Here is a 22,789-nt window from a genome sequence, read left to right on the forward strand (position 1 = left end):
TCAACCTCACCGCCGGCGGCATCGTCGCCTCCAGCGGCGACATCGTCGCCAAGGGTCGCCTCGCGCTGACCGCCGGCGGCTACGAGGCCACCGCGGCCTTCGCGCGGACGGGCGGCACCGAAGTGGTGGTGCGCCTCGGCTCCGGCCACCTGTCCAACCTCGGCCAACTCGTGGCCGCCAACGGCCTCGACATCGAAGCGGGCGACTTCGCCAACGGCCCGGCCGGGCATCTCTCGGGCGCATCCATCCGCCTCGCGCTCACCGGCGCAGCCGACAACAAGGGCCGTATCGAGACCACCGGGGACCTCGCTCTCACGACCACGACCCTCACTAACAGTGGTGTAATCGTGAGTGGCGGTGCTTTGGCGCTCCAGATCTCCGGTTCGTACATCAATAACGGTAGTCTCCTCGGCCGCACATACACCCTAAATGTTGGAGGTGACCTCACTAACAACGGCCAGATCGGCGCCCTCAATGCGTTGACGGTTGCAGTCGGTGGCCGCATCGACAACGCTGGTAGTCTGATCGCCCGGGACGGCGACCTCAACCTCACCGCCGGCGGCATCGTCGCCTCCAGCGGCAACATCATCGCCGGCGGCCGGCTCGCGCTGACCGCCGGCGGCTACGAGGCCACCGCGGGCGCGGCCAAGACGGGCGGCACCGAAGTGGTGGTGCGCCTCGGCTCCGGCCACCTGTCCAACCTCGGCCAACTCGTGGCCGCCAACGGCCTCGATGTCGAGGCGGGCGACTTCGCCAACGGCCCGGCCGGGCACCTCTCGGGCGCATCCATCCGCCTCGCGCTCACCGGCGCAGCCGACAACGGGGGCCGTATCGAGACAACCGGAGACCTCACCCTCTCGGCCGCAAGCCTCACGAATACTAATGCCATCCTGGGCAACGGCCTGGGTAGCGTTCAGATCGCCGGTCTCCTCAGCAATAAGGGAAGCTTAAAATTCGGCGGAAACGCGACGATCAGTGCTGAAAATTATGACAGCGATAATGCTGGCGTACTAAGCGCCCGTAACCTCAAGTTAAACGTCAAAAAAGATCTGGGCAATTCCGGCGAAATCTCAGCTGCCGGCTTGGTCGAGGTCCATGCTCAGAATCTGAAGAATCGCGGCGACGGCAGCATCACCGGAGAGGCCGTGAACCTCGTCATATCAGATAAGGCGTACAATGCCGGAACTCTGATGGCGAAAGGCCTCCTCGGACTCAGCACCGGCGGCGATCTCGAAAACGACGGTACGCTCAAAGCGACAGACATCGCCCTTCAAATTGGACAGTCGCTCGCCAATGGTAAGGAGATCGAGGCGAGCGGAACATTGATCGCTTCGTCAAATACTTTCGTTAATAAAGCCGGGGCTAGCATCCGCGCCAATCAAATGGGCATCAACGTTGCGGGCGATGCTGGGAACGCCGGTACGATCCAAGCTGACACTTTGGTCTTCCAGGCTGCGAACCTGTCGAACGCAGGCTCCGCGGATCAGATCGCCGTGCTGGAAGCGCGAAACCTGACGATTAATGTGGCTGGTGCACTCGGCAACGAGCCCAACTCGCTGATCAGAGGCATCGAACTCGCCGCAATCAGCGCCAGGCAGGCCAAACTGGATCTGTTCGGCGTCAATGGCATCGCCCAGGGCCGGTTCGAATACGGACGTGATCTCGCCGTCTCGCTCGGCGACCGAGGCTTCACCGTCGCCGCCGGCCAGCGATTCGATATCAAAGGCCGCCTCTACCTCGCGTTCTCCGGCGACATCACGATCAACGGCGCGCTCACGTCTGCCGGCGATATGACCCTTATTTCGGCCGGCAATCTCACCAACACCGCCGGCGTCATTAACGCAGGGGGTTCACTCGGCATCAAGATTGGTGGGACCCTGCTCAACACAAGAACACCGCAGGCAATTGATGATCTTGGCCCTGTCGTTCTTGATGTAAAAATTCAAGAAAAAAACGTCGTCAAAGAGCGTATTCTTTACCGAGAAACTTCGTATCCCGCCTATATTATGGCCAGCGGCGATCTGTCTATCGAGGCGGGTGCGATCAGAAATGTTGCGTCGGTCATCCAGGCTGGAGGCACCCTATACGCCAAAGCGGGATCAATCGAAAATCTGAACCGCGAATCAGGGGTGCATTTCAGGTATTTCCTCGCGAAAGTAGGCTCTGGCGAGCTTCCAGGAGGGGGCTGGGAACAAGATACTTATAAAAATAATAAAGCGGTGTTCACGGGCCAAAACGTCGTCCTGTCGGCTGGAAGCCTGACCAACACAGGCCTGATCACCGGCGATACTATCGCGATCCAAGCGAACACGATCGTCAACCGCTCAAGCAGTACGATCATAACGACGCCGACGGGGCCGCCGAGCGGCACCATCGAACTCACGGATTATGCAACAGGCAGCGGGCTCTCGGGCCACAATTTCGACAGCGGTGCACAAAGCGGTTCGGTCGCAGGCGACGAGGTCGGCCCGGCGGGCGTTGACGCGGGCCGACTCGATCAGGGCGCTGGTTTCACGTCCGGCGCGAGCAGCAGTCGGCTTGGGCGCAAGATCTACGGCTATGGCGTCGCCGCAGGGCGTATGGACCGGGGCCCCGGATTCACGCCCGGCGCGGCCGGCGGCCGGTTCGGGCGCGCTCTTAACGGGTATGGCTCCGGCTTCGCCGCAGGGCCGCTCGACCAGGGCGCCGGGTTCACACCCGGGGCGATGGGCGGTCGGCTCGGGCGCAACATCTACGGCTATGGGGTCGCCGCAGGGCCGCTCGACCAGGGTGCCGGGTTCGCACCCGGGGCGATCGGCGGCGCGTTGGGCGGCTATGGCATCGGCGGGGGCCGCGCCATGGGCGGACGCCTGAGCTACGGCCCGTACGGACTGGAGGACAACAGCTTCGCAGGCGCCGACGTCGGAAATGCCAGCCTGCGCGGCGGCCGCGTGGACGCCAACCTCGCGGGCTTCGACGCGCCGTCTCCCACCCAGGTCGGCGGCACCACCTACCGGTATGCCAGCCCGTTCGCCGGCGGGAGCGAGGCCAGCGGCCCGGCGACGATCCTTGCGCGGGCGGGCGGGAGCGCGCTTCCGCCGGGCGTGTCGGTGTTCGCGGACCAAACCATGGAGCAGCGGCTGATCGGCCAGGCGCTGCTGGACCAGACCGGCAGCCCCATCCTCGACCAGCGCTACCGCAACCCCCGCGCCCAGCAGGAGGCGCTGTACCAGGGCTCCGTCGAGTTCCTCCAGGCCAACCCCGACATCCACCTCGGCGACAGCCTGTCGGCCCAACAGAAGGCCAGCCTCACCCGTCCGATGCTCTGGTACGAGCAGCGCACCATCGACGGACAGCCGACGCTCGCCCCCCAGTTGATCCTGCCCCCGGGCCGGCTCGCCGATTGGACCCAGCAAGCCGGCGGCGTCATCCAGGGCAACAGCGTCTTCCTCTCGGGCGACCAGATCACCAACACCGGCTCGCTGCTCGCCTCCGGCACGATGATCATCGACGCCGGCACCTTCCTCAACGAGCGCCGCGTCGGGCTCGGCAGCGGCCTGTTCGCCCAGAACGTCCTGCAGCCCGGCGGCGTGGTCAGCGCCGGCACCCTGGGGATCTTCACCCGCGGCGACCTGATCGACCGCGGCGGCGCGCTCCTGGCCCGCGACGGCCTCACCCTCAGCGCCGGCGGCAACATCCTGATTGCCGCGCAAGCCGTGACCAACACCAGCCTGGTGGGCAACCGCAACGCCTGGATCGCCACCGCCAGCACGATCAACCACGGCGCCCTGGTGGCGGCCGGGGGCGACCTCACCGTGCTGGCCGGCGGCGCGCTCTCGGTGCTCGGCTCCACCCTCACGGCCGGTGGCGCGGGGCTGCTGGCCGCGGGCGGGCCGATCACCATCGCGTCGGCGCTCGACACGACTGCGACCACGGCGTTCTCACGCCATGACGGGCTGTTCTCGTCCTCGCGCACCCTGATCAGCCAGACCGGCCAGATCAACGTGCCATCCCTGGTGGCGGCCGGAGGCGACCTCGCCGTCGTCTCGGGCAGCGACATCACCGTGAAGGCCAGCCACCTCGTGGCCGGGGGCAACCTCGACATGCGCGCGGCCGGCTCGATCTCGGTGCTGGCCGGGGAGGATCTGAGCCAGACGATCCTGGCCCGGCGCAGCGCGGGCCTGGGCCTGTTCGGCGGCGACGGCGGGCTCGACGTCTACCAGACACGGCGCACCACCGGATCGGTCACCCAGGCCACCAACGCACCCTCCACCCTGGTGGCCGGCGGCGACGCCAGGGTGATCGCCGGGCTCGACGTGAACATCGTCGGCTCGGCCATCGTGGCCGGGCGCGACCTCGCGATCACGGCCGGGCGGGACGTCACCGTCAGCCCCGGCACGGACAGCCGGACGGTCACGACCGACCGGCGCCGGAGCGGGTTCGGCATCCAGGCCTCGCTGAACGGCGATACCGTGTCGGTCGGCGTGGGCCTGCGCACGGCCACCGACCGCAGCCTGCAGGCCGACAACGACAACGTGCCCGCGGTGCTGCGGGCCGGGCGCGACCTGACCGTCGTGGCCGGGCGCGACATCACCCTGGCGGCGACCGACGCCTCGGCCGAGCGCGACCTGCGCCTGCAGGCCGGCCGCAACGTCAACCTGCTGGCCGCCCTCGACCACGCGATCGCGGCGTCGCAGCACGACCGGTTCTTCGCCGGGATCAGCGGCAACCTGTCCTCGCCGCTGATCGGGGCGGGCAACACCCTCGCCCAGGCCGCCGACGGCCTGGGCGGCCGCATCGGCTCCGAGAGCATCGCCCCGACCGCGCTGGCCGCCTACCGGACCGTCCAGGCGCTCGGCAAGGCGGAGGACGCCTACAACGCCTGGCAGAAGAAGGGCGGCGATCTCAGGGACATGCCCGCCGATCTCGGCTCCGTCTCGATCACGGCCGGGTTCGAGCACAGCTCCAGCCGGATGCTGCAGGACAGCGCGACCCCGGTGGGCACGTCGCTGCGCGGCGGCGGCTCGACCACGATCGAGGCCGAGCAGGGCAGCCTCCACGCGGTCGGAACCCGGATCGCGGCCGGCGTCGACGCCCGGGGCCGGCCGACGGGCGAGCCCGGCAACGTCAGCCTCACGGCCGGGCAGGACATCCTGCTGGAGAGCGCCCAGGCTGCCATCGACCGGATCTTCGGGTCCCGCTCCACGCGGGCGGCGGCCGGGTTCGATCCGGTTAAGGGCGGCCCGGCGGGCTCGGCCGGCTACGCCAGCGACACCGGCCAGAGCCACGAGGTCCGGCAGGTCGACAGCCAGGTCTCGGGCACCGGCACGGTCAGCCTGACCTCGGGCGGGGACACGAGCCTGCGCGGGGCCACGGTCACGGGCGGGCAGATCGTGGCCTCGGTCGGCGGCGACCTGACGATCGAGAGCCGGTTCGACACGGCGCGCTACCGGGAGAGCATCCTCCAGGCGCAGGCGCGTTTCGGCGGCGGCAGCGTCTCGGGCGGGGCGAGCCGCGGCAGCGTGCGCGGTGATTCACGCAACGTGTCCGAGCAGAGCGGCCTGCTCGCGGGGGCGGGCGGCTACCAGCTGACGGTCGGCGGCGGGGTGAACCTGATCGGCGGGGTGATCGGCGCGACGGCGGATCCGTCGCAGAACCGGCTGTCGGCCGATCACCTGACCTTCTCGGACCTGCTCGGCAGCACCCGGGCGATGAGTTCGAGCATGGGGTTCAGCCTGGGCGCGGGCGGGCTGCCGCTGCCGCAGGTCGGCATGCCGGTACGGCAATCGAGCTCGGGCGTGGCGCGGGCGACGCTGTCACCGGGCACACTGGAGCTGCGCAACCAGGGTCAGGACCTCTCGGGCCTGAACCGGGACGCGAGCGCGGCCAACCGCGAGGCCCGGCCGTTCGACATCGAGCGGCTGCAGGCACGCCAGCGCAGCGTGGCGGCTTTGTCCGAGCTGATGAACATCGGCGTGGGCGCGCTGTCGAAGAGCCTCGGGCTGGAGGAGGGCTCGGCGGAGAAGACGGTGCTGCACGCGGCGGTGGGGGCGCTGACGGCACAACTGGCCGGCGGGAACGTGGCCAGCGGGGCGCTGGCGGGCGGGGCGAGCGAGGTGGCCAACGGGGTGCTCCAGCAGGTTCTGCGGGCGAACCCGAACCTGACGGATGCACAGCAGGCGGCGATCACGCAGTGGGTCGGGACGCTGGTCGGGGGCCTCGCCAGCGGGCGGCTCGGAGCAGCCCTAGGGTATGACAACGTCACACACAATTACCTGAACCATAAGCAGCGCCAGGATCTGGCCACGGACCTGAAGGCGTGCGACGCGGCGGCCGATGTGGCGGCCTGCAAAAGCGAGGTCTCCAAGAAATACGAGGCTATCGACTTCGACCAGGAGCGCGCTCTCGACGCATGCCGAACGATCGCCTGCGTGAACGGCCTGATCGACCGAGAGGATCTCAACAAAAACGACTTGTACGGCGAGATCCTGGCGCTTCAGTCACTGGGCCTGGACGACTACGCGCAGCGGCTAATTGCCAATCAGGTGCCGGTGGGCGGTTCCTCGGTTTTGAGCCAGCGCGTGGATGGTGTGCTGGCGGGGGCGGCCAATTGTGAAGCCAACGGCCAGGCTTCGGGCTGTTTCGTCACCGGACAGGCGGCGCAGATGGGCGCCGAGCTTGCGAATACAATCGTGACGACGGTGCTCGGCACGCGGTTTGCGGGAGATGCCGCTAGTCCGTTGGATAAAGAAGGATCTACCAAGCCTTCTGCGGGCGATACCGAGCGGGCGCCGACGGAAGTCGGAGGCAGATCTGGCAGCGCTCTCCCATCCATCTACACGGAAATGAGGCCACTCGATGCCGAGTTTCCGCTATTGAAGGGTATAAATCCAGGATACACCGAGGGTGAGGCCGGCACGAGCACGAACTGTGTTTCATGCGTAAATGCTTTCATGGACCGAATGGCTGCTGCTTCGACCGATGGAAAGGCAGGTGATTTAAATGCGACCGCAGAGCCGGGGGGTACTCGATATGAGAAAGATATCAAAGTTTGGGGAACAAGGGGTCCTTTGACTGTCGAAGCTGCCATTCAAGATATCGTATCTCAGGGTAACGGTGCATATGGCGCAGTTGTAATTCTTCAACCTGGAACCCGGCACATCATAGGTTTCCTTAATTTAGAAGGCCGGGCAGTATTTATAGATCCTCAATCAGGCAGCATTGTAAAACTATCTCCGAATTTTCAAGTGAGAGTTGGAGATTCAAAATATAGAGAATAAAATTACGCTTACTCCAAATCGTCTATCTCAATCTGGATTAGTGCTAAAATGAATACCGAGCAGCTGTCTAAAGAAGAAGCTAGAATTATCGCCGAAAATCATGCTAGGGATAATTTGAAGCACTTAATAAATTTACACACAGGCGAATTATTTGAAGATTTCGTAATAGAAAGAAAGACATTCTGGCTATTTTTCCGCAACAGGAAAATCATCTTGTCGCCGCCTCCGAACCAAGGTTTTTCTGATGATATGGCATATGCTGTTGGTAAGCGCGGCCTGTTTATGCTCGTGGCCGACAATCTTGATGATTCGGAAAAACTAGCAGAACAAGTTGATGGTCTTGAAGGTTATTTTGAAAGGAGGGGACAATAAAAACTTATGCGCCACGGACATCATCACAATTTGAGCTATGCCCAATGAGATCCGAAGAAAATAATTATGAAAAAAGAGACGAGTTAATTGAACTTATAGGGCGCCTTATTGCTGTTCCTCCAACCGAAGAAGAGGACCGTTCGATAGCTAGTGCAGTGACGCGGACGAAGGATTCACGGGCGGGATGAGGTGTGCGAGTCTGGCCGATGGCTCAGACTGTGTGCGTGCTTCCCGATGCAGCCGATGTGACCCGGCTCGCTGCAATCGCGCAGGATCGATCGCGCCCACTCAAACACATCCAGCGCGCCCGCATCGTCCTGCTCTCGGCCGAGCGCCTGAGCGTCCAGGACGTCGCCCGGCGGGCGGGCGTCAGCCGCCCGGCCGTGTGGCGCTGGCAGCAGCGCTACGCCGAGGCGGGCGTCGAAGGTCTGCTGCGCGACAAGACACGTCCACCCGGCACGCCGCCCCATTCGACCGAGACGGTCGCCGAGGTCCTGGCGCTGACCTGCTCGGAGCCGCCGGGCGAGGTCACGCACTGGACTGGTCGTGCCGTAGCTCGTGCTGTCGGGATCTCGTTACGGGCCGTGCAGCGGATCTGGGACGCTCACCGTCTTCAGCCGCATCGTCTGCGCACGTTCAAGCGCTCGCGCGATCCCGCCTTCGCCGCCAAGGTCGAGGATGTCGTTGGCCTCTACATGGATCCGCCGGCCCATGCGGTGGTGCTGTCCATCGACGAGAAGAGCCAGATTCAGGCGCTGGAGCGAACCCGCCCCGACCGGCCACTCGCCCCCGGCCATCCCGCCGCCCAGACCCACGACTATACCCGTCACGACACGACGACGCTGTTTGCTGCCCTCGATGTCCTGGCGGGTACAGTGCTCGGCCGCAGCATGCAGCGCCATCGGAACGGTGAGTTCATCCGGTTCCTCAACGCCGTCGAGGCCGCCGTCCCGCCCGGCAAGGCGATCCACGCGATCCTCGACAACGTCGCCACCCACAAACATCCGAAGGTGCGCGCCTGGCTCGCCCGGCATCCGCGCTGGACGTTCCACTTCACCCCGACCTCGGCCTCGTGGCTCAACGCGGTCGAGGGCTTCTTCTCAGCGCTCACCCGTCGTCGGCTGCGGCGAGGCTCCTTCACCGGCGTCGTCGACCTGCAGGCGGCCATCAAACGCTACATCGCCGAACACAACCGGCGCGCCAAACCCTTCGTTTGGACCAAGCCCGCCACCGACATCATCGCAGCCGTCAGCCGATCCCCTGAACCATCCGTCTGAGTCAGTGCACTGGCAGCCACAGGTTGGCGTCCCAGGCCTCCTGGGTCACCGCGAAGGCCGCATCAGTGCAGGCGAACTTCTCGACGCCCGCGGCGAAGGCCGTCTTGCCCAAGATGGCCTTAGCTTTCGGATCGTCCCCGAGCGACCGCCCCAGTTCCCGGGCCAACTCGCGCGCCCAACGGAGGGCGATCCCGATCCGGTTCTTGCTCCACGCCGCGCCGGTCCATTCGAACCAAGCCCTGTGGTCGTGGCAGAAGCGGAGGCTATCGCCGTAGAGCTCCACGAAGCGGATCGTGGCCGAGTCCTCGGTCACCAGTTCGTCGAACGGCAGTGTGCTCCGCTGCCGGCGGGGCTTCACCTTCGCCTTGTCCCAGCAGCGCTTGGCCTCCTCGGGCAGCCGGTCCGCGTACTTCTCACCGATGCCGGCCGGGTGGCGCGCCAGCAAGTCGACGATCTCGGCCACCTCCCAACCGTAGTCCTTGAGCCAGCCGACAACATGATGGAACTCCTTGGAGCGGTCTCCGGGCGTCCCGCACTCGATCAGCTGCACCAGTTCGGGCGGCAGATCCCGCCGCGGTGTCTCACGCGTCGCTGACGGCTGCACATCCTCGGCCGACGTGTCGGCGCGGCTGCCGGAGCCCGCCAAGTCGAGCAGCTCCACCGTGGCGTCGATCTCGGCATCCAGCTCGCCCAGATAGTCGGGCGAACCCGGCAGATGGTCGCCGGTCACCACTACGTACCGCTCGCAGCTCCGGTAGGTCTCAATCCGGCCGCCGCCCGAGCCGAGCACCGCCTGGTCGCGGTGGACCTTGGGGCCCGTCGCGCGTCCGATGATGCGCAGACCTGTGCCCGACGTGGTGACCTCGGCGTAGCTGCCGGACCGGTTGACCTGTGCCTGGGCCCAATCCGCGCTCTCGCCCGTCCCCGGATTCCGGCAATCGTCCAAGTCGAACATGCCGAAGGTCGAACCGGCGAGCATGAAGCCAACGCCGTGCGCCTTGCCTGCCTCGTAGGCGGCGACCGCAACCTCGAAGATGCACCACGTGTTCGGTCGGTTGCTGGCCGCCTTGGCCTGCGGGGCGTCGGCTTTGTACGGCACCTTGGTGTGCTTGCCGGACTTCGGATGCGGTTCCCAGCGCCAGACGACCCAGCGGGGCTAGGCCCGCATTGGGTCCAGGGCGGCCGGCAGCGGCGGGAACTTGGTCCCCGGCACCGGCAGCGGCGGAATCGTCCGCGGGGCGCTCACCGTGAGCACCCCATCTGGATGTGGCGCTTCAGGGCGGCCATCGCCTGGCGCAGGCCGTCGCGGCAAGCCTGCATGTTCGGGTCGCCGGGATCGTTCGACAGGAAGCGGAGCACCGCTTCGAGCTGGCAGAGGATGGTCGGCATCAGACGCCTCCTCGCAGGAAGGCCCGGGCCGCGGTGCGGCCGGCAAGCACGCTGACGACCATGCCCTGGCTGTCCAGCACCGCCGTCAGGGCGCTTGCCAGGACCGGGCGGACGGCCCTATCTCTACGCTCGGTTTTTTTGCGGGAGCCGATCTTCTCAGCGCCGTTGCGGGCCTTTACCCCCGCGACGGCGTTTTCATTCGTGTGAACGCTGGTCGGGTTGGGCGGCCGATCCGAAATGCCTTGAGAATCAATGGGGCGGATTTCGCCCAAACCTTCAGGTAAGTGCCTGTTCTGGATTGAGTTTTCGCGCTTCCCCTGGGAGCGCCACCGGCGCAATTTTCAGCAAGTTTTGACAGCGATCGACCGGTAGTTGGTGCTGTACCCGTGTCCGCGCGGTCGGACTACGCCGCAAATGCGCGTCGCGCGCGACGGTGCTCTCTGTATTTCAGACACTTAGTATCCTGCCGGGGGACGCTGCTGCGCGGCGTGACCGTGATGCTCACGTGCCGTCCGCCGCTTCCCTGTCTCGGATCACGCGGATCGGACGGAGGGATCGCGCGGCGACTTCGGTTTCCACCCAGAGGCGCGCCGCATCGGCATGCGCGTGGTCGGTGAAAGCCGCCGGCCTCGGCGGCCATTCCGAGCCCGACTGAACGACGTAGCCGCGGGCGCCGGTCGAACACGGTCCAACATAGCCGAACACCTTGCCGAACGCGTCCACGAGGTCGGTGCAGTGGACCGGGCCCGCGACCCAGCGGAGATCAGGCATCGCCGCCCCCTCGGTCGAATCGCATCGGCGCGATCATAGGCATGCTGCAGGTTCCCTCGATCGGTATGATCACCGCCACGGCACCAGATCGGCGGAATATGGCTTTTCGGGTGGAGCCCTGGCGGTGTGTAATCACCCTCTGACCGGTCACACGCGGGATCTGGTATGGGGCTCGAGGTCGATCGGAGTGAGGTCCGTGAACAGCATCGACATCCGGCGCTCGCCCCTGCGCATCGTTGGATTGCTCGTGGTCAGCTGCGGCTTCGTCGCCGTCGGCATCGGGATGCTCTATGCCCATCCCGGCACCGGGCGGCGCGGCGTGGCACCCGGTAGCTTCGCCGAACTCGTCGCGTACGGAAGCATCGCCCTCTTCGGTCTTTGCGCGGTCCTGCTCCTCCCGAAATTGTTTCAGCGTGGCCCGGTGGTGTCCGTCGGGCCGCGCGGGATCTTCGATCGCAGGCTGTCGACGGATTGGATCCCGTGGGAGGCGATCCGCGCGATCACGCCCGTGCAGATCCAGCGGCAGTCCATGCTGGTCCTTGAGGTGGATCCGAACGCCGACGCGGCGTTGCCGTGGACCACCTGGGCACGCCGTATGGCGCGCGTGAACCGGGCGTTCGGGCCGTACGGCTACTGGATGGCCGCCGCCGATCTGCGCGGCGGCTTCCCGGCATTGGCCGAGGCCGTCACGCGGGGCCGAACCTGCGCTGAATCTCCTGGAGCGTCGGCACCATCGCCGGCCCGTAGAGATCCTTGAGCGGCTCGTAGCTGGTTATGAACTGCGCGGCCTCCGCGGGGCTCAGCGCGTCGTCCACGAGCTTGCTCTGCAGGATCGCCGCGAGCGACGCCCCCTCGGCCGGGGCTTCGATCAGGAACCGCTCGGCAATCTCGCCGACGATGAAGTCCGGCCGATAGCGCTCGATCATCTCGTAGTCGAAGGCTACGGAATGCACGAACGTCACGTCCCGGACGTACAGCGCGATGCCGTAACAGAGATACAGGTTCGCGAACGAGTCGCCGAAGATCAGCAAGCGATGGGCGGCGCCCTGTGGATTGACGATCCGCGTCACGCATCCCCGGTTTTGCACGCCGTTGGTCGTGACTTCCAGGCTCGGGCCGTTCGCGATGACGCGTTCGCTCAGGGTCGGATGGTCCTCGCCCGGTTCGAACAGGTCGAAGCTCACAACGGGTCTCGTCGACCAGGTCGGCTCGAAGGCGTCCGCATCCAGACCCAAGGTCCGAACGATCTCGCGCGACGCTTCATAGCCGCCATACGCCGTCGTGTGGCTATCGCCCTGGTGATAGAGGTCACCGGCATTCTGCTGCTTGACGTGGTCGTAAAAGATGTAATGCGCCCATCCGACATTGGCGAGAAACGTCGCAAATCTCTCGGGCGTTACATGGAGATTGTCGGGCAGATATCTCTGATAGAGGCAGGTCTTCTCCGGCATGATGAACGTCTTGGTCTGCGCACCGTAGCGTGCCGTTCTTGACCGCAGGACGTTCGACCATTGGTGGGTGACGCTGCCCGAAGCGCGGATCAGGCCCACCATCTGCGACAGGGAGAAATTGTTACCGTCGCCCAGAAAGCGCCACCCCGCGTTGCCGATCAGGACGCGTGGAAAGTTGGGAGGCGGTGGATCGAGCGAAGGCATCGCGTTCACTTACTCAGGGTCCACCAAGCTTACCACCGTCATCGGCGGCCCGCCTAAGCTTCGGCCTGTGCCTGTGCCCAGACGGCATGCCCCCAATGCCAATATGTTTCGCCGATCAGGTCGTGGTCCATCTCATTCAAAGTCCGAATATCCATACAGCTGAGGATTTCGAAGGTTAAAAAAATCGAACCGACAGAAAATTTCTCGATAATACACCCAATAACTATGCATCAGGGCGCGATTTTGCCGGAACATGAATCATAAAGACCCTTAACCGGACGGAAAAATGCCATAAACGCAGCATAAATCAATTTCACATCAAGTTTTAATCTTTGGCCTTAGCGGTTTGATCAGAAGCGGAGCGTAAAGGAGCGACCACGTCAGCGTGGTCAGGCCATTCGGTCCGCATCGGGTAGTAGAGGAGTGCCGAGGTAGTGTACGTCGTCATGGATGAGCGGTCGATGGTGACCGACGGTTACGTTGCGAGCTTCAGCAGAGAAGGCGTATCCGCGGTCGGACTACTGGCATCCGATTTCAAGGGCTGGCTGCAGACGGCTCGGGAACCGGATCTGGACGCCGTCCAGGGCTTCCTCCTCGGTGATTGCGCGCAGCGATCCAGCCTCCCCGACCTCATCCACAAACGGTCCCGGGCGCCGATCATCGCCATGATCGAGACGCGCAGCCTGACCGAGACCCTGGACCTGTTCACGGCCGGCATCGACGACGTCGTCCGCAAGCCGGTCCACGTGCGCGAGATCATGGCCCGGACTGAATCGGTCTGGCGGCGCTCGCAGCGCTCACAGCATACGACGGCCAAGGAAGCGGCGGATCGGACCGAGCGGCTGAGAGTGTATTTCGACGGCCGCGACCCCGATATCGACGGGGAGAAGATCGCCCTGCCGCGACGCGAGCGGCAGATCCTCGAACTCCTGATCCGCAATCGCGGCCGCAGGCTGACGAAGGAACAGGTCTTCAACGCCGTCTACGGTGCCTTCACCAGCGACGTCGACGAGAGCGTCGTGGAGAGCCACATCAGCAAGCTTCGCAAGAAGCTCCGTGAGAAGCTGAGCTTCGATCCGATCGAGGTGCGGCGCTACCTCGGATACGCGTTCGTGAGCTGATCGGACGCGACCGGATCCCCGGGGGACGGCAGATCCCTCGCCCGGCCATCCCCCGCTATCGAAGGAGAGCGGGAGCCGAAGCCACGGGATGTCTGAGGCACACCGCGCACGGACACCGGTCCGCGTTTTACGGTGCCTGCACCATGTGGGTCCGTGGCGTCGTCCGATCACGCGATCCATGCGGGAGCGCCGATCTTCCCTGCGCTCCGCGGCGAAACCGCTCGCGCGCTCCAGCGCGCCCTACTCGATCAAAGCATCGGCCTTCGCCAGGAGCGAGGGCGTGATCGTCAAGCCCAGGGCCGCCGCGGTCTTGAGGTTGATGACGGTCAGAAAGCGTTCGCTCGCCTGCACGGGCAGGTCGCCGACCGCGGCCCCTCTCAGGATCCGGTCGATATAGCCGGCCGCCTGCTGGACGTCCCGGGCCACGCTGGTGGTGTAGGCGGCGAGGCCGCCGAGCTGGACCTGTGCCGCATAGGCATAGACTGCGGGCAGCCGGAGCTTGGCGGTCAGATCGATGATCTGGCGGCTGTAGACGCCCGTGATCGCATCCGGCAGCACGATCAGGCCGGCTTTGGGCTCCGCGGCCAAGGTGGTGATCGCCTGCTCGATCTCGGCGGCGTCGTGCACGCCGCTGGCCTCGGCCCGGATACCGAGACCTGGGCCGGTCCGCGCGAGTTCGGCGGCGTAACCGGCGAAGCGCGTCGGATAATCCGGGTTGATGATGGCGCGCGCCCGCGTCACGCTCGGGCTGAGTTCCTTCAAGAGCTGCAGCCACTTGCCGACGAACGTGTAGTCGAAGTTGCTGAACCCGGTGAGGTTGCCGCCCGGCCGCGCCAGGCTGGTCACGAAACCGCCGCCGACCGGATCCTGCACCTGAATGAACACCACCGGGGTCGTCGTGGTGGCCTGCTTGACGGCGGTCGTGCCGACGACGCCCTGCGAGAAGATCAGGTCCGGTTTCGCCGCCAGCAGCTCGCTGGCTTGGCGGCGCATCTTCTCGGCATCGCCGTCGCCCAGCCGCAGGTCGACCGTCAGGTTCTGGCCCCAAGTCCAGCCGAGCCGCCCCAGGCTGTCCTTGAGCGTGTCGACGATGATCGGCACGTCGGGATGGCTCTCTCCGTAGACCAGGAGGATGCCGAGCCGGCGCCGCGCCGGGGTCTGCGCATGTCCGGTTGCCGGCCAAGCGGCCGCGCCGCCGAGGCTCGCGAGGACGTCGCGGCGTCTCATCCGGCTGCCCTCGCTGCGCGGGGGCATGGGCGGTCGTGCTGTCGGCTGGTCGAAGGACGGGGCATCCTGCAGGGCGCTCGACGGATGGGGCAGGGGGCCTCGAGTGTCCGCCATCGCGGCCGGCGGGTCGAGGATGCGATCGTGCTCAGCGCACCTCAATGCGCGTTCCGGAGGCTCCGTTGAGCAGCCGCTTGAGATGGAAGGCCGACAACGCATCGTCGGGCCGCAATCCGACCAGCGCCGCGAAGGCCGGCATGGCCCCGGCCTCGCCAGCCTCCAGCTTGGCGAAGGCGTCGAGGTAGCGGCTCAGCGTCTCGCCGTCATATTCCTCCTCGGTCAAAGGCTCGAAGGCGCGCAGCGCGCCCTGCTTCCCGCGCAGGAGGAGGTCGCCGACAGGCCGGCCGCGAAACTGCTCCGCCCGGATCACCACGCTCTGGCTGACGCAGATCCGGGTTCCGAAGGCCTTGTTGGCATTCTCCAGGCGGGCGGAGGTGTTGATGGTGTCGCCGTAGGCCGTGTAGTCGAAATAGCGGCCGCCGCCGAAATTCCCGACGATGGCCGGCCCGGCATGGACGCCGATCCGCGTCGCGCCGATCTCGATCCCCCGATCCCGCCAGCGGGCCCGGAACGCCTCCGAGGCCGTATCGAGGGATAGCGCGCAGGCGACCGCCCGGGCCGCGTGGTCCGGCTGGTCGCCCGGTGCCCCGAACAGGACGTGGAGCGCGTCGCCGACGATCTTGGCGACGGTGCCCTCATGGGCGAAGACGAGGTCGGTCATCTCGGCGAAGTAGCCGTTCAGGATCTCGGCGAGCTGCGCCGGGTCCAGGCTCTCCACGAGCCCGGTGAAGCCGGCGATGTCGGTGAACAGCGAGGCCACCTCGCGCCGAACGCCGCCGAGCTCCAGACCCGACGCGTCCCCCGCCAGGCGCTCGGCGAGATTGGGCGAGAAGTACCGCGCCAGCGAAGCGTGCGCGCGCTCGGCCATCATCTGCCGTCGGCGCCCCTCGCGCAGGCTCCCGACGTGCCGCAGCGTCCGCTCGATCGTCGTCTCGAGATCGGTGAAGTCGATCGGCTTGGTGAGGAAGTCGAAAGCCCCGCGATTCATGGCGGTGCGGATATTGGCCATGTCGCCATAGGCCGAGACGATGATGGTCGAGAGCTTGTCGTCGGATTCCTGCAGCTTGGCGAGCAGCGTCAGCCCGTCCATGCCGGGCATGTTGATGTCCGACACGACCAGGTCGACGTCGCGGTTTGCGCCGAGCAGCTCCAGGGCCTCGTGCCCGTCATGCGCGAACAAGAAGGTGACCTGGCCGCCGCGGATCTGGCGCCGGAATTTCTGGGTGATCAGCGCCTCGAGATCCGGCTCGTCGTCGACGACCAGGATCTTGGCGGGCGGCAGGTCTGAGGTCATGCCGGCCCCGCGACGGAGGCGAGGCGGCTCTCAATCTCGGTCCGCAGCAGGTCGAAATCGATCGGCTTGGTGATCAAGTCCACGGCGCCGCCGGCCAGGACCTTCTGGCGGGTCTCGGCATCGCCGTAGGCCGTGATCATGATCACCGGGACATCGGGGCGCGCTTCGCGCACGAGCGGCAGGAGTTCGAGCCCGGTCATGCCCGGCATGTTGATGTCCGAGAACATGAGGATGAGGCTCGCACCGTCCGAAGCTTTGACGCAGGCCAGCGCCTCGGGGGCCGAATGCGCGAATTCCATCGCGAACCGACCGGCGCGGAGCTCGCGGCGGAATTGCTGCCGGAACAGGTCGGTGACGTCGGGCTCATCGTCCACGACGAGGATGAGGACGTTCATGGCTCGCTCTTGGCTGGGGCGACGATGGGGTGCGCCTGGGTCGCGCCATCGCGGGGCAGCGTGATCGTGAATTCGGTGAAGTGCCCGGGCTCGGTGGCGACATCGATCGACCCGCCATGCTGCTTCACCAAGATGTCGTGGCTGAGCGACAGGCCGAGGCCCGTGCCCTCGCCGGCCGGCTTGGTGGTGAAGAACGGGTCGAACATCTTGGCCTTCACGCTGTCCGGGATCCCGGTGCCGTTGTCCCGGACCCGGATCTCGACCCTGTCGCCGAGATCGCGGGTGGTCACCGACAGGGTCGGCTCATAGCCCGGCTCGGCTCCGGCCGCCTTGCGCTTCTCGGTGGCGTAGAACCCGTTCGACATCAGGTTCAGGAGGACGCGGGTCAACTCCTGCGGGTAGACATCGGCAGAGCCGGCCGCCGGATCGTAATCGCGCAGGAGGGTGATGTTGAAGCTCGGCTGCGCCGCCCGGGCACCGTGATAGGCGAGGTTCAGGCTCTCCTCGACCAGGGCGTTGATCTCGACGGGGCGGTGCTCGCCGGATCCGGAGCGGGAATGCAGCAGCATGTTCTTGATGATCGAGTCGGCGCGCTTGCCGTGCTGCACGACCTTGCCGAGGTTGCCCTTGAGCAGATCGGCGATCTCGTCGACCTCCGCGCGGGTCTTCGCGTCCAGGTTTGCAGGTTGCAACACCTCCTGAAGCTCGTCGACCAGCTCGGACGATAGCGACGCGAAGTTGTTCACGAAGTTCAGCGGGTTCTTGATCTCGTGCGCGATGCCCGCCGTGAGCTGCCCCAGGGAGGCGAGCTTCTCGGACTGGATCAGCCGGTTCTGGGCCTTGTGGAGATCCTCGAGCGAGGTGTTGAGGTCGCGGGTCCGCTCCTCGACCTTGGCCTCCAGGGTCTCGTAGGATTCCTGGACCCGGCTTGCCATGAGGTTGAAGCGGTCGGCCAAGGTCTCGATCTCGTCGCCGGTGCGGATCACGATGCGCTCCGAGAGATCCCCGGACCCGAAGCGTTCCGCGCCGTCCTCGAGCTGCCGTATCGGCACAACCATGCGGTGGGCCAGGAAGGTCCCGGCCACCGTCGCGAGCATCACCCCGAGCCCCATCAGCGACAGGGTCTGAACGACCGAGGCATAGAGCGGCGCCATGGCCTCGCCCAGCGGCAGCTGGACGAAGACGATCCAGTCGACGCGCGGGATGGTGGCATGGGCCGCCAGCACCGAACCGCCGTCCAACGCGGTGGCGATCTCGTAATCCGCCGCGTCCGCGTTCCCCGCGGAGCCGCGTGCGGACAAAGCGGCCGCCACTTCCGGCAGGCTCGACAGGTCGGTGTCGCGCAGGACAAGGCTCAGATCCGGGTGGGCGATCAACCGGCCCGTGGCGGTGACCACGAAGGCGTAGCCGCCCGAGCCGTTGTGAATGCTGCTGACGACGTCCCAGATCAGCTTCAGGTTGACCTCGGCCATCGTCACGCCGGGGTCGCGTCCGGCATGGGCCACCGACACGGTCATGTACGGCTCGGAGCCCCGCCGGAAGTAGACCGGGCCGAACCAGACCTTTCCGGCGATCGCCTGGGTGAAGGCCGGCGCCGTCGAGAAATCCTTGCCGCTGCCGACCGCGTCCGGCTCCAGCCGCGAGACCCGCAGCTGCTCCTTGCCGCTCGGATCGAGATAGGCGACCTCCGTGATGGCGGGCGCCTGCCGCAGCAGCCGGATGAAGTCGTAGCGCTGCTGCTCGGGAGAGATCCGGCGCCACTCGGCCCGGGTGGTCCAGCCGATCTGGCTCTCGATCTCGGAGATGAAGGCCTCGACCCGCTCCGCCGCGGCGTGCGCCTTCTCCCGCTGGACCTCGATCGCGTTCCGCTTGGCGTCGCCGTAATTCAGGAACAGGTCGACGGCACCGTTGATCAGCAGGACGAGGGTCACCAGCCCGACGAAGGCGACCGCGAACTTCGCCGCGAGCGGCAGGCGGAAGCGCTCGGCGGCTGTGCTGCCCTGCGACGGAGCCGCATCACGCGCCATCATTCGACGATCTCGTCCGCCTGGGCGAGCAGCGCCGACGAGATCGTCAGCCCCAGAGTGCGCGCGGTCTTGAGGTTCACGATGAAATCGAATTTCGTCGGCGCCTGGACCGGGAGCGTCGCGGGTTTCTCGCCGTGGAGGATGCGATCCACGTAGGACGCCGCGCGGCGCACCGCGTCGGCCGGGTCGGGGCCGTACGACATCAGGCCGCCCCGGTGGGCGAAGCGCCGGATCGCGAAGACCGTCGGGACGCGATGCTGGGCCGTGAGGGCGACGATGCGGTCGCCGTTGGCTTCGCTGAAGGTGCCGGGCGCCACGATCAGCCCGGCATCCCCCCGCCGGCCGAGGCCTGCGACGACCGGGTCGATCGCGTCGGCGGTGGTGACCAACACCACCTCGGTCTCGATGCCGATGGCCGCCCCGGTGGTCGTGAGCGCCTCCGAGTAGAAGGCGCCGCGCCGGACCTCCGTGTTCGGGTTGGACAGCAGCGTGACGTGGCGGATCGTCGGCGCAGCTTCCCGGAGTGCGGCCAGCCATTTCCCCGCCAGCGACGCCTCGTACAGGGTGAAGCCGGTGATGTTTCCGCCGGGCCGCTGCAGGCTGGCGACGTAGCCGGACGTGACCGGATCGGAGGCGCCGACGAAGACGATCGGGATCGTCTTTGTCAGGGCGGACAAGGCGGAGAGCTGCGCGTTCAGGAAGGCGAAGATCACCTGCGGGTTCGACTGCACGATCTCGGCCGCCAGCGCGCGCGTGCGCTCGACATCCGCGCCGCCCCAGCGATCATCGATCTGCAGCGTCGTCCGTCCGTGATCGCGCAGGGCCGACCGGAAGGTGTGCGCGAGCGAGCGGCCCTCGGCGCCTCCGTCCACGAACGGCCAGAGCGCGGCCACGCGCGGCTGCTCCTGCGCCCACGGAGCCAGCGGCCAGCCGGCCGCGGCCCAGGACAAGCCGGCGATGATGGTCCGCCGCCTCATCCGATCACCGCGCCGGCTCTTCCGTCATCGCGACTCAAACCCGATACCCCCGCCGCTCGGCCGGGCAGCTTAGTGCAGGCCCGGCCACCGCACCACGGCGAACCCGTGGACGCGGTTATCAGAATGCCAGACGCATCCCCCCGACGATGTTGCGTGGCGCACCCGCGAACACCGAGCCGGTGGAGGTGGCCAGCACCCCGGCGCCGTTCTGGAGGCCGGTGGCGCCGCTGATCGAGTTGGCCAGGTTCTGGGCCGAGGCCGCGTAGGTCGTGTCGAACAGGTTGCGGACTTCGAGATAGAGGTTCAGCCGCTTCGCGTAGCCGCCGGTCAGCTCGGTGACGTAGTGCACGTTGGCGTTGACGATCGCGTAGCCCGGCGCCTTCAGCAGGTTGGCGTTGTCGATGTAGAAATCGCCCTGCACCACGGTCTCGACGAAGGCTCCGAGGCCGGCAAGCGGCCCGGTGGGCACGTCGTAGCCCACGCGCGCCAGGAGCTGATGGGCCGGGACGCCCGGGATCTGGTTGCCCGCCCGGTCGAACCGGCGGGTCAGGCTGCCGGCGCTCAGCTGCTCCGTGTAGCGCGTGTAGATCTGATCATCGAACGTGTAGGCCAGCGTTCCGCGCCAGCCCGGCGCGAAGGCCCAGTCCGCGCCGACCTCGAGGCCCCGGTGCTCGGAGGCCGGCGCGTTGAAGAAGTAGGTCTGGAGCCCCGCGCCCGGCGATTGCGAGACCAGCTCGTTGCGGAAGAACTCGTAGAAGCCGGTCACGCTGAGGCGCAGGGTCTCGGTCGGGCTCCAGTCGGCGCCGAGATCGAAGCCGAGATTCTCCTGGGTCTGGAGCTGGGTGTTGTTGCCCGGCAGCCCCGCCGGGGTGACGAACAGGTTGCTCGCCGCCGGGGTGGTGTAGCCGGTGGCGACCCGGCCGCGGATCGCCCAGGCCTCGTCCGACCGGTAGACCAGGGCCAACTCCGGAGCGACGTTGAGGAAGGTCCGGTCGGCATCCGCCACCGTCCGGTTCGCGCCGCCGGCGCTGTAGCTGTAGGCCAGGTTGCGTCCGGTGATGGATGTCCCCTCGGCGCTGATGCCCAGCACGCCGGTCCACTGATCGGACAGGGCGAGTTCGAGGCGGGCCCGGCCGCCGAGATTCGACTGGACCGCGTCCTGGACACCGATCAGCGCCCCGAGCCGGGGTCCGCCATAGGGGGCGCGGTTGTAGGTCGCGATGTGGGTGTCGATCGTGCTGTAGGCGAGCGCGACGTAGCCCACGGCCGGGAGGCCGAACAGGTCGCCGCGGCGTGTCACGTCGGTCAGGACGTTCCAGGACGGGTAAGAGCCCTGGCTCGCGGTCGTGTAGAACGGCTGGTCGAAGTTCCGCTCGTCGAAGCCGAGCTGCGTCCGCCAGGTCGTGAACGCGTCGATATCGTGCTCCCAGCGCGCCGCCACGATGGTCCGCCGGTCCTTGCGTCCGAACCCGCCCTCGTCGGCGGTCACCGGCACGGTCGCACCGAACGCGCCGTTGCCGAACAGGGCGAAGGTGGTGCAGCCGGGCGCCGCGCTCGCGGCCGCGGCGCAGCCCCGCTGGTAGGGATTGATCCGATACTGCGCCAACGAGGAGCGGGCCGCGATATTGGCGTCGAGATTGTTGTTGATCACCTTCAAGGTGAAGCGGTTGTCCGGCGTCGGCGTGTAGCTCGCCAGCAGGTTGATGGTCTGCGTGTCGTAGCTTGAATGGTCCTGGTAGCCGTTGGCCCGGACGTCGCTGGCAAACAGGCTGATCTCGAACGGCCCGCTGGCCTTGCCCACGGTGAAGGAATTGCTGAGGTAGCCGAAGCTCCCGGCGTCGGTCCCGATCTCGTAGCCGTCGATCTCGCGGCCGGTGCGGGTGCGGAACGCGATGGCGCCGCCCGTGGCATAGTTGCCGAACAGGGGCGATTGCGGGCCGCGGAACACGTCGATCCGGCTGTAGGCCCGCGGGTCGGTCAGGTCGAAGCGCGACGCCCCGTCGGCCTGGGTGAGGATGAACCCGTCCTCCAGCACGACCGTGTTCTTGATCACGCCGCTGGAGCGGGCGTTGTTGCCGCGGATCGAGATGATCACGTCGCGGCCGCCATTGCCCTGGCGGACGGTGACGCCGGGGCTGTTCGCGAGCACCGAGCCGATGCTGGTCGCCGGACGGTTGGCGATGGTGTTCTCGCGCCCGATCCCGGTGACGACCTGGCCGACCGGGTGCTCGATGACCGAGGGCGCAGAGCCCTGGGGGGCGGCCACGCCGAACGGCACGACAACGGCGGTTCGGCCCGCGCCGGGCGCGGCTTCGCCCTCCACGGACAGCTCGTCCAGCGTGACGGCCTGCTGCGCCGAGGCGGGCAGCGTGCCGCCGGCCACCAATAGCGCCAATGTTCCGAACCGCGCGGCGGCCTGGTGAATCGACATCCCAATTTCTCGTCTGATCAATCAAGGGGCCGGACGGCGCGGCGGCCGCACGGGGAGGAGCCGTGATCAGGCGGTGATGGGCGGTGCGCGCGGCTGGCCGACGACGCGCGGCACCGGCCTCGGATCCGACGGTGGGGGGATCGGCCAGGCCGGCGCGGTCCAGCGCAGCAGGCGCGCCGCGCTCGGGACCGCCGGAAGGGGCGGCGGGACCATGCCGGCGCGGCACAGCCGGCAGACGTCGCAGTCGTGGGGCGCCACCGGCCGGTTCGCGGAGGCGGCAATCGCGTCATCCCCGGGCGCGTGACCGCACAGGATCGCGCCGGGCATGTCGGGTGCCGCCAGAGCCATCCGGAGGGTTGCCATCGGCGCGAGCAGCTGCACCCAGAGGGCGAGCAGGATCAGTCCGGTCCCGAGGGGACCCGGCCGCCTGCGCGGGGGATCGACGTGGGTCGACACGGGCTTCGAGCCCGTCGGCCG

General features: G+C 66.8%; 17 protein-coding genes. 5 read left to right on the plus strand and 12 right to left on the minus strand.

Annotation, left to right across the window (positions count from 1 at the left end; all coding sequences use genetic code 11):
* Positions 1-128: 128 nt before the first annotated feature.
* The 3 genes from BMZ47_RS22225 to BMZ47_RS22230 all read left to right on the plus strand — a co-directional run bounded on the left by BMZ47_RS22225 (position 129) and on the right by BMZ47_RS22230 (position 8,908).
* Positions 129-7,259 carry a hemagglutinin repeat-containing protein gene (locus tag BMZ47_RS22225; protein WP_208601087.1) on the plus strand — a complete coding sequence of 2,377 codons (7,131 nt, stop codon included), beginning with the start codon at positions 129-131 and terminating at the stop codon, positions 7,257-7,259.
* A 48-nt stretch (positions 7,260-7,307) separates the two neighbouring features.
* Entirely contained in the window at positions 7,308-7,631 is a 324-nt protein-coding gene (locus BMZ47_RS28195) for a hypothetical protein (RefSeq protein WP_139221045.1), read from the plus strand.
* Between the two features lie 206 nt (positions 7,632-7,837).
* Positions 7,838-8,908, plus strand: a complete 1,071-nt coding sequence (locus tag BMZ47_RS22230) for an IS630 family transposase (protein WP_139221046.1) — start codon at positions 7,838-7,840, stop codon at positions 8,906-8,908.
* A gap of 1 nt (position 8,909) precedes the next feature.
* Here the strand turns inward: BMZ47_RS22230 and BMZ47_RS22235 are convergent, their stop codons facing one another.
* The 4 genes from BMZ47_RS22235 to BMZ47_RS22240 all read right to left on the minus strand — a co-directional run bounded on the left by BMZ47_RS22235 (position 8,910) and on the right by BMZ47_RS22240 (position 11,068).
* A complete protein-coding gene (locus BMZ47_RS22235; protein WP_091864248.1) occupies positions 8,910-10,007 on the minus strand; it encodes a hypothetical protein in 1,098 nt (365 codons plus the stop codon).
* 143 nt (positions 10,008-10,150) lie between these two features.
* Positions 10,151-10,297: a hypothetical protein gene (locus BMZ47_RS28685; RefSeq protein WP_167369086.1), complete on the minus strand. Its 147-nt coding sequence runs from the start codon at positions 10,295-10,297 to the stop codon at positions 10,151-10,153.
* Positions 10,297-10,569 (minus strand): hypothetical protein, encoded by a 273-nt coding sequence (locus BMZ47_RS28200; protein WP_139221047.1) that lies wholly within the window; start codon positions 10,567-10,569, stop codon positions 10,297-10,299. The genes BMZ47_RS28685 and BMZ47_RS28200 overlap by 1 nt, the downstream gene beginning before the upstream one ends.
* 229 nt (positions 10,570-10,798) lie before the next feature.
* On the minus strand, positions 10,799-11,068 hold the full coding sequence (locus BMZ47_RS22240; RefSeq protein ID WP_091864249.1) for a hypothetical protein: 270 nt from the start codon (positions 11,066-11,068) through the stop codon (positions 10,799-10,801).
* A gap of 196 nt (positions 11,069-11,264) precedes the next feature.
* Here BMZ47_RS22240 and BMZ47_RS22245 point away from each other — a divergent pair, with 196 nt between their 5' ends.
* Positions 11,265-11,825, plus strand: a complete 561-nt coding sequence (locus tag BMZ47_RS22245) for an STM3941 family protein (RefSeq protein WP_244536906.1) — start codon at positions 11,265-11,267, stop codon at positions 11,823-11,825.
* Here BMZ47_RS22245 and BMZ47_RS22250 read toward each other — a convergent pair.
* Positions 11,755-12,732 carry an alginate O-acetyltransferase AlgX-related protein gene (locus tag BMZ47_RS22250; protein ID WP_091864250.1) on the minus strand — a complete coding sequence of 326 codons (978 nt, stop codon included), beginning with the start codon at positions 12,730-12,732 and terminating at the stop codon, positions 11,755-11,757. The genes BMZ47_RS22245 and BMZ47_RS22250 overlap by 71 nt on opposite strands.
* Positions 12,733-13,157: 425 nt before the next feature.
* Between BMZ47_RS22250 and BMZ47_RS22255 the strand changes: the two genes are divergently transcribed.
* Positions 13,158-13,844, plus strand: a complete 687-nt coding sequence (locus BMZ47_RS22255) for a response regulator transcription factor (RefSeq protein WP_091864251.1) — start codon at positions 13,158-13,160, stop codon at positions 13,842-13,844.
* 240 nt (positions 13,845-14,084) lie between these two features.
* On the opposite strand, the gene BMZ47_RS22260 is transcribed toward BMZ47_RS22255, so the two are convergent.
* From BMZ47_RS22260 to BMZ47_RS22290, 7 genes are all read right to left on the minus strand, one after another.
* The gene (locus BMZ47_RS22260; RefSeq protein WP_091864314.1) at positions 14,085-15,071 is read right to left on the minus strand and encodes an ABC transporter substrate-binding protein; all 987 of its coding nucleotides are present in this window, start codon (positions 15,069-15,071) and stop codon (positions 14,085-14,087) included.
* 145 nt (positions 15,072-15,216) lie between these two features.
* On the minus strand, positions 15,217-16,482 hold the full coding sequence (locus BMZ47_RS22265) for an adenylate/guanylate cyclase domain-containing protein (protein ID WP_091864252.1): 1,266 nt from the start codon (positions 16,480-16,482) through the stop codon (positions 15,217-15,219).
* Entirely contained in the window at positions 16,479-16,877 is a 399-nt protein-coding gene (locus BMZ47_RS22270; RefSeq protein ID WP_007568653.1) for a response regulator, read from the minus strand. Before BMZ47_RS22270 ends, BMZ47_RS22265 begins: the two co-directional genes overlap by 4 nt.
* Positions 16,874-18,907, minus strand: coding sequence for a sensor histidine kinase (locus tag BMZ47_RS22275; RefSeq protein ID WP_091864253.1), 2,034 nt, complete (start codon positions 18,905-18,907; stop codon positions 16,874-16,876). Before BMZ47_RS22275 ends, BMZ47_RS22270 begins: the two co-directional genes overlap by 4 nt.
* The gene (locus BMZ47_RS22280) at positions 18,904-19,881 is read right to left on the minus strand and encodes an ABC transporter substrate-binding protein (RefSeq protein WP_091864254.1); all 978 of its coding nucleotides are present in this window, start codon (positions 19,879-19,881) and stop codon (positions 18,904-18,906) included. The genes BMZ47_RS22275 and BMZ47_RS22280 overlap by 4 nt, the downstream gene beginning before the upstream one ends.
* Positions 19,882-19,999: 118 nt before the next feature.
* Positions 20,000-22,312 (minus strand): TonB-dependent receptor family protein, encoded by a 2,313-nt coding sequence (locus BMZ47_RS22285; protein WP_091864255.1) that lies wholly within the window; start codon positions 22,310-22,312, stop codon positions 20,000-20,002.
* A 66-nt stretch (positions 22,313-22,378) separates the two neighbouring features.
* A complete protein-coding gene (locus tag BMZ47_RS22290) occupies positions 22,379-22,768 on the minus strand; it encodes a DUF2946 family protein (RefSeq protein ID WP_091864256.1) in 390 nt (129 codons plus the stop codon).
* Between the last annotated feature and the right edge of the window lie 21 nt (positions 22,769-22,789).

The organism is Methylobacterium brachiatum (assembly GCF_900113845.1).
Classification (GTDB): Bacteria; Pseudomonadota; Alphaproteobacteria; order Rhizobiales; family Beijerinckiaceae; genus Methylobacterium; species Methylobacterium brachiatum.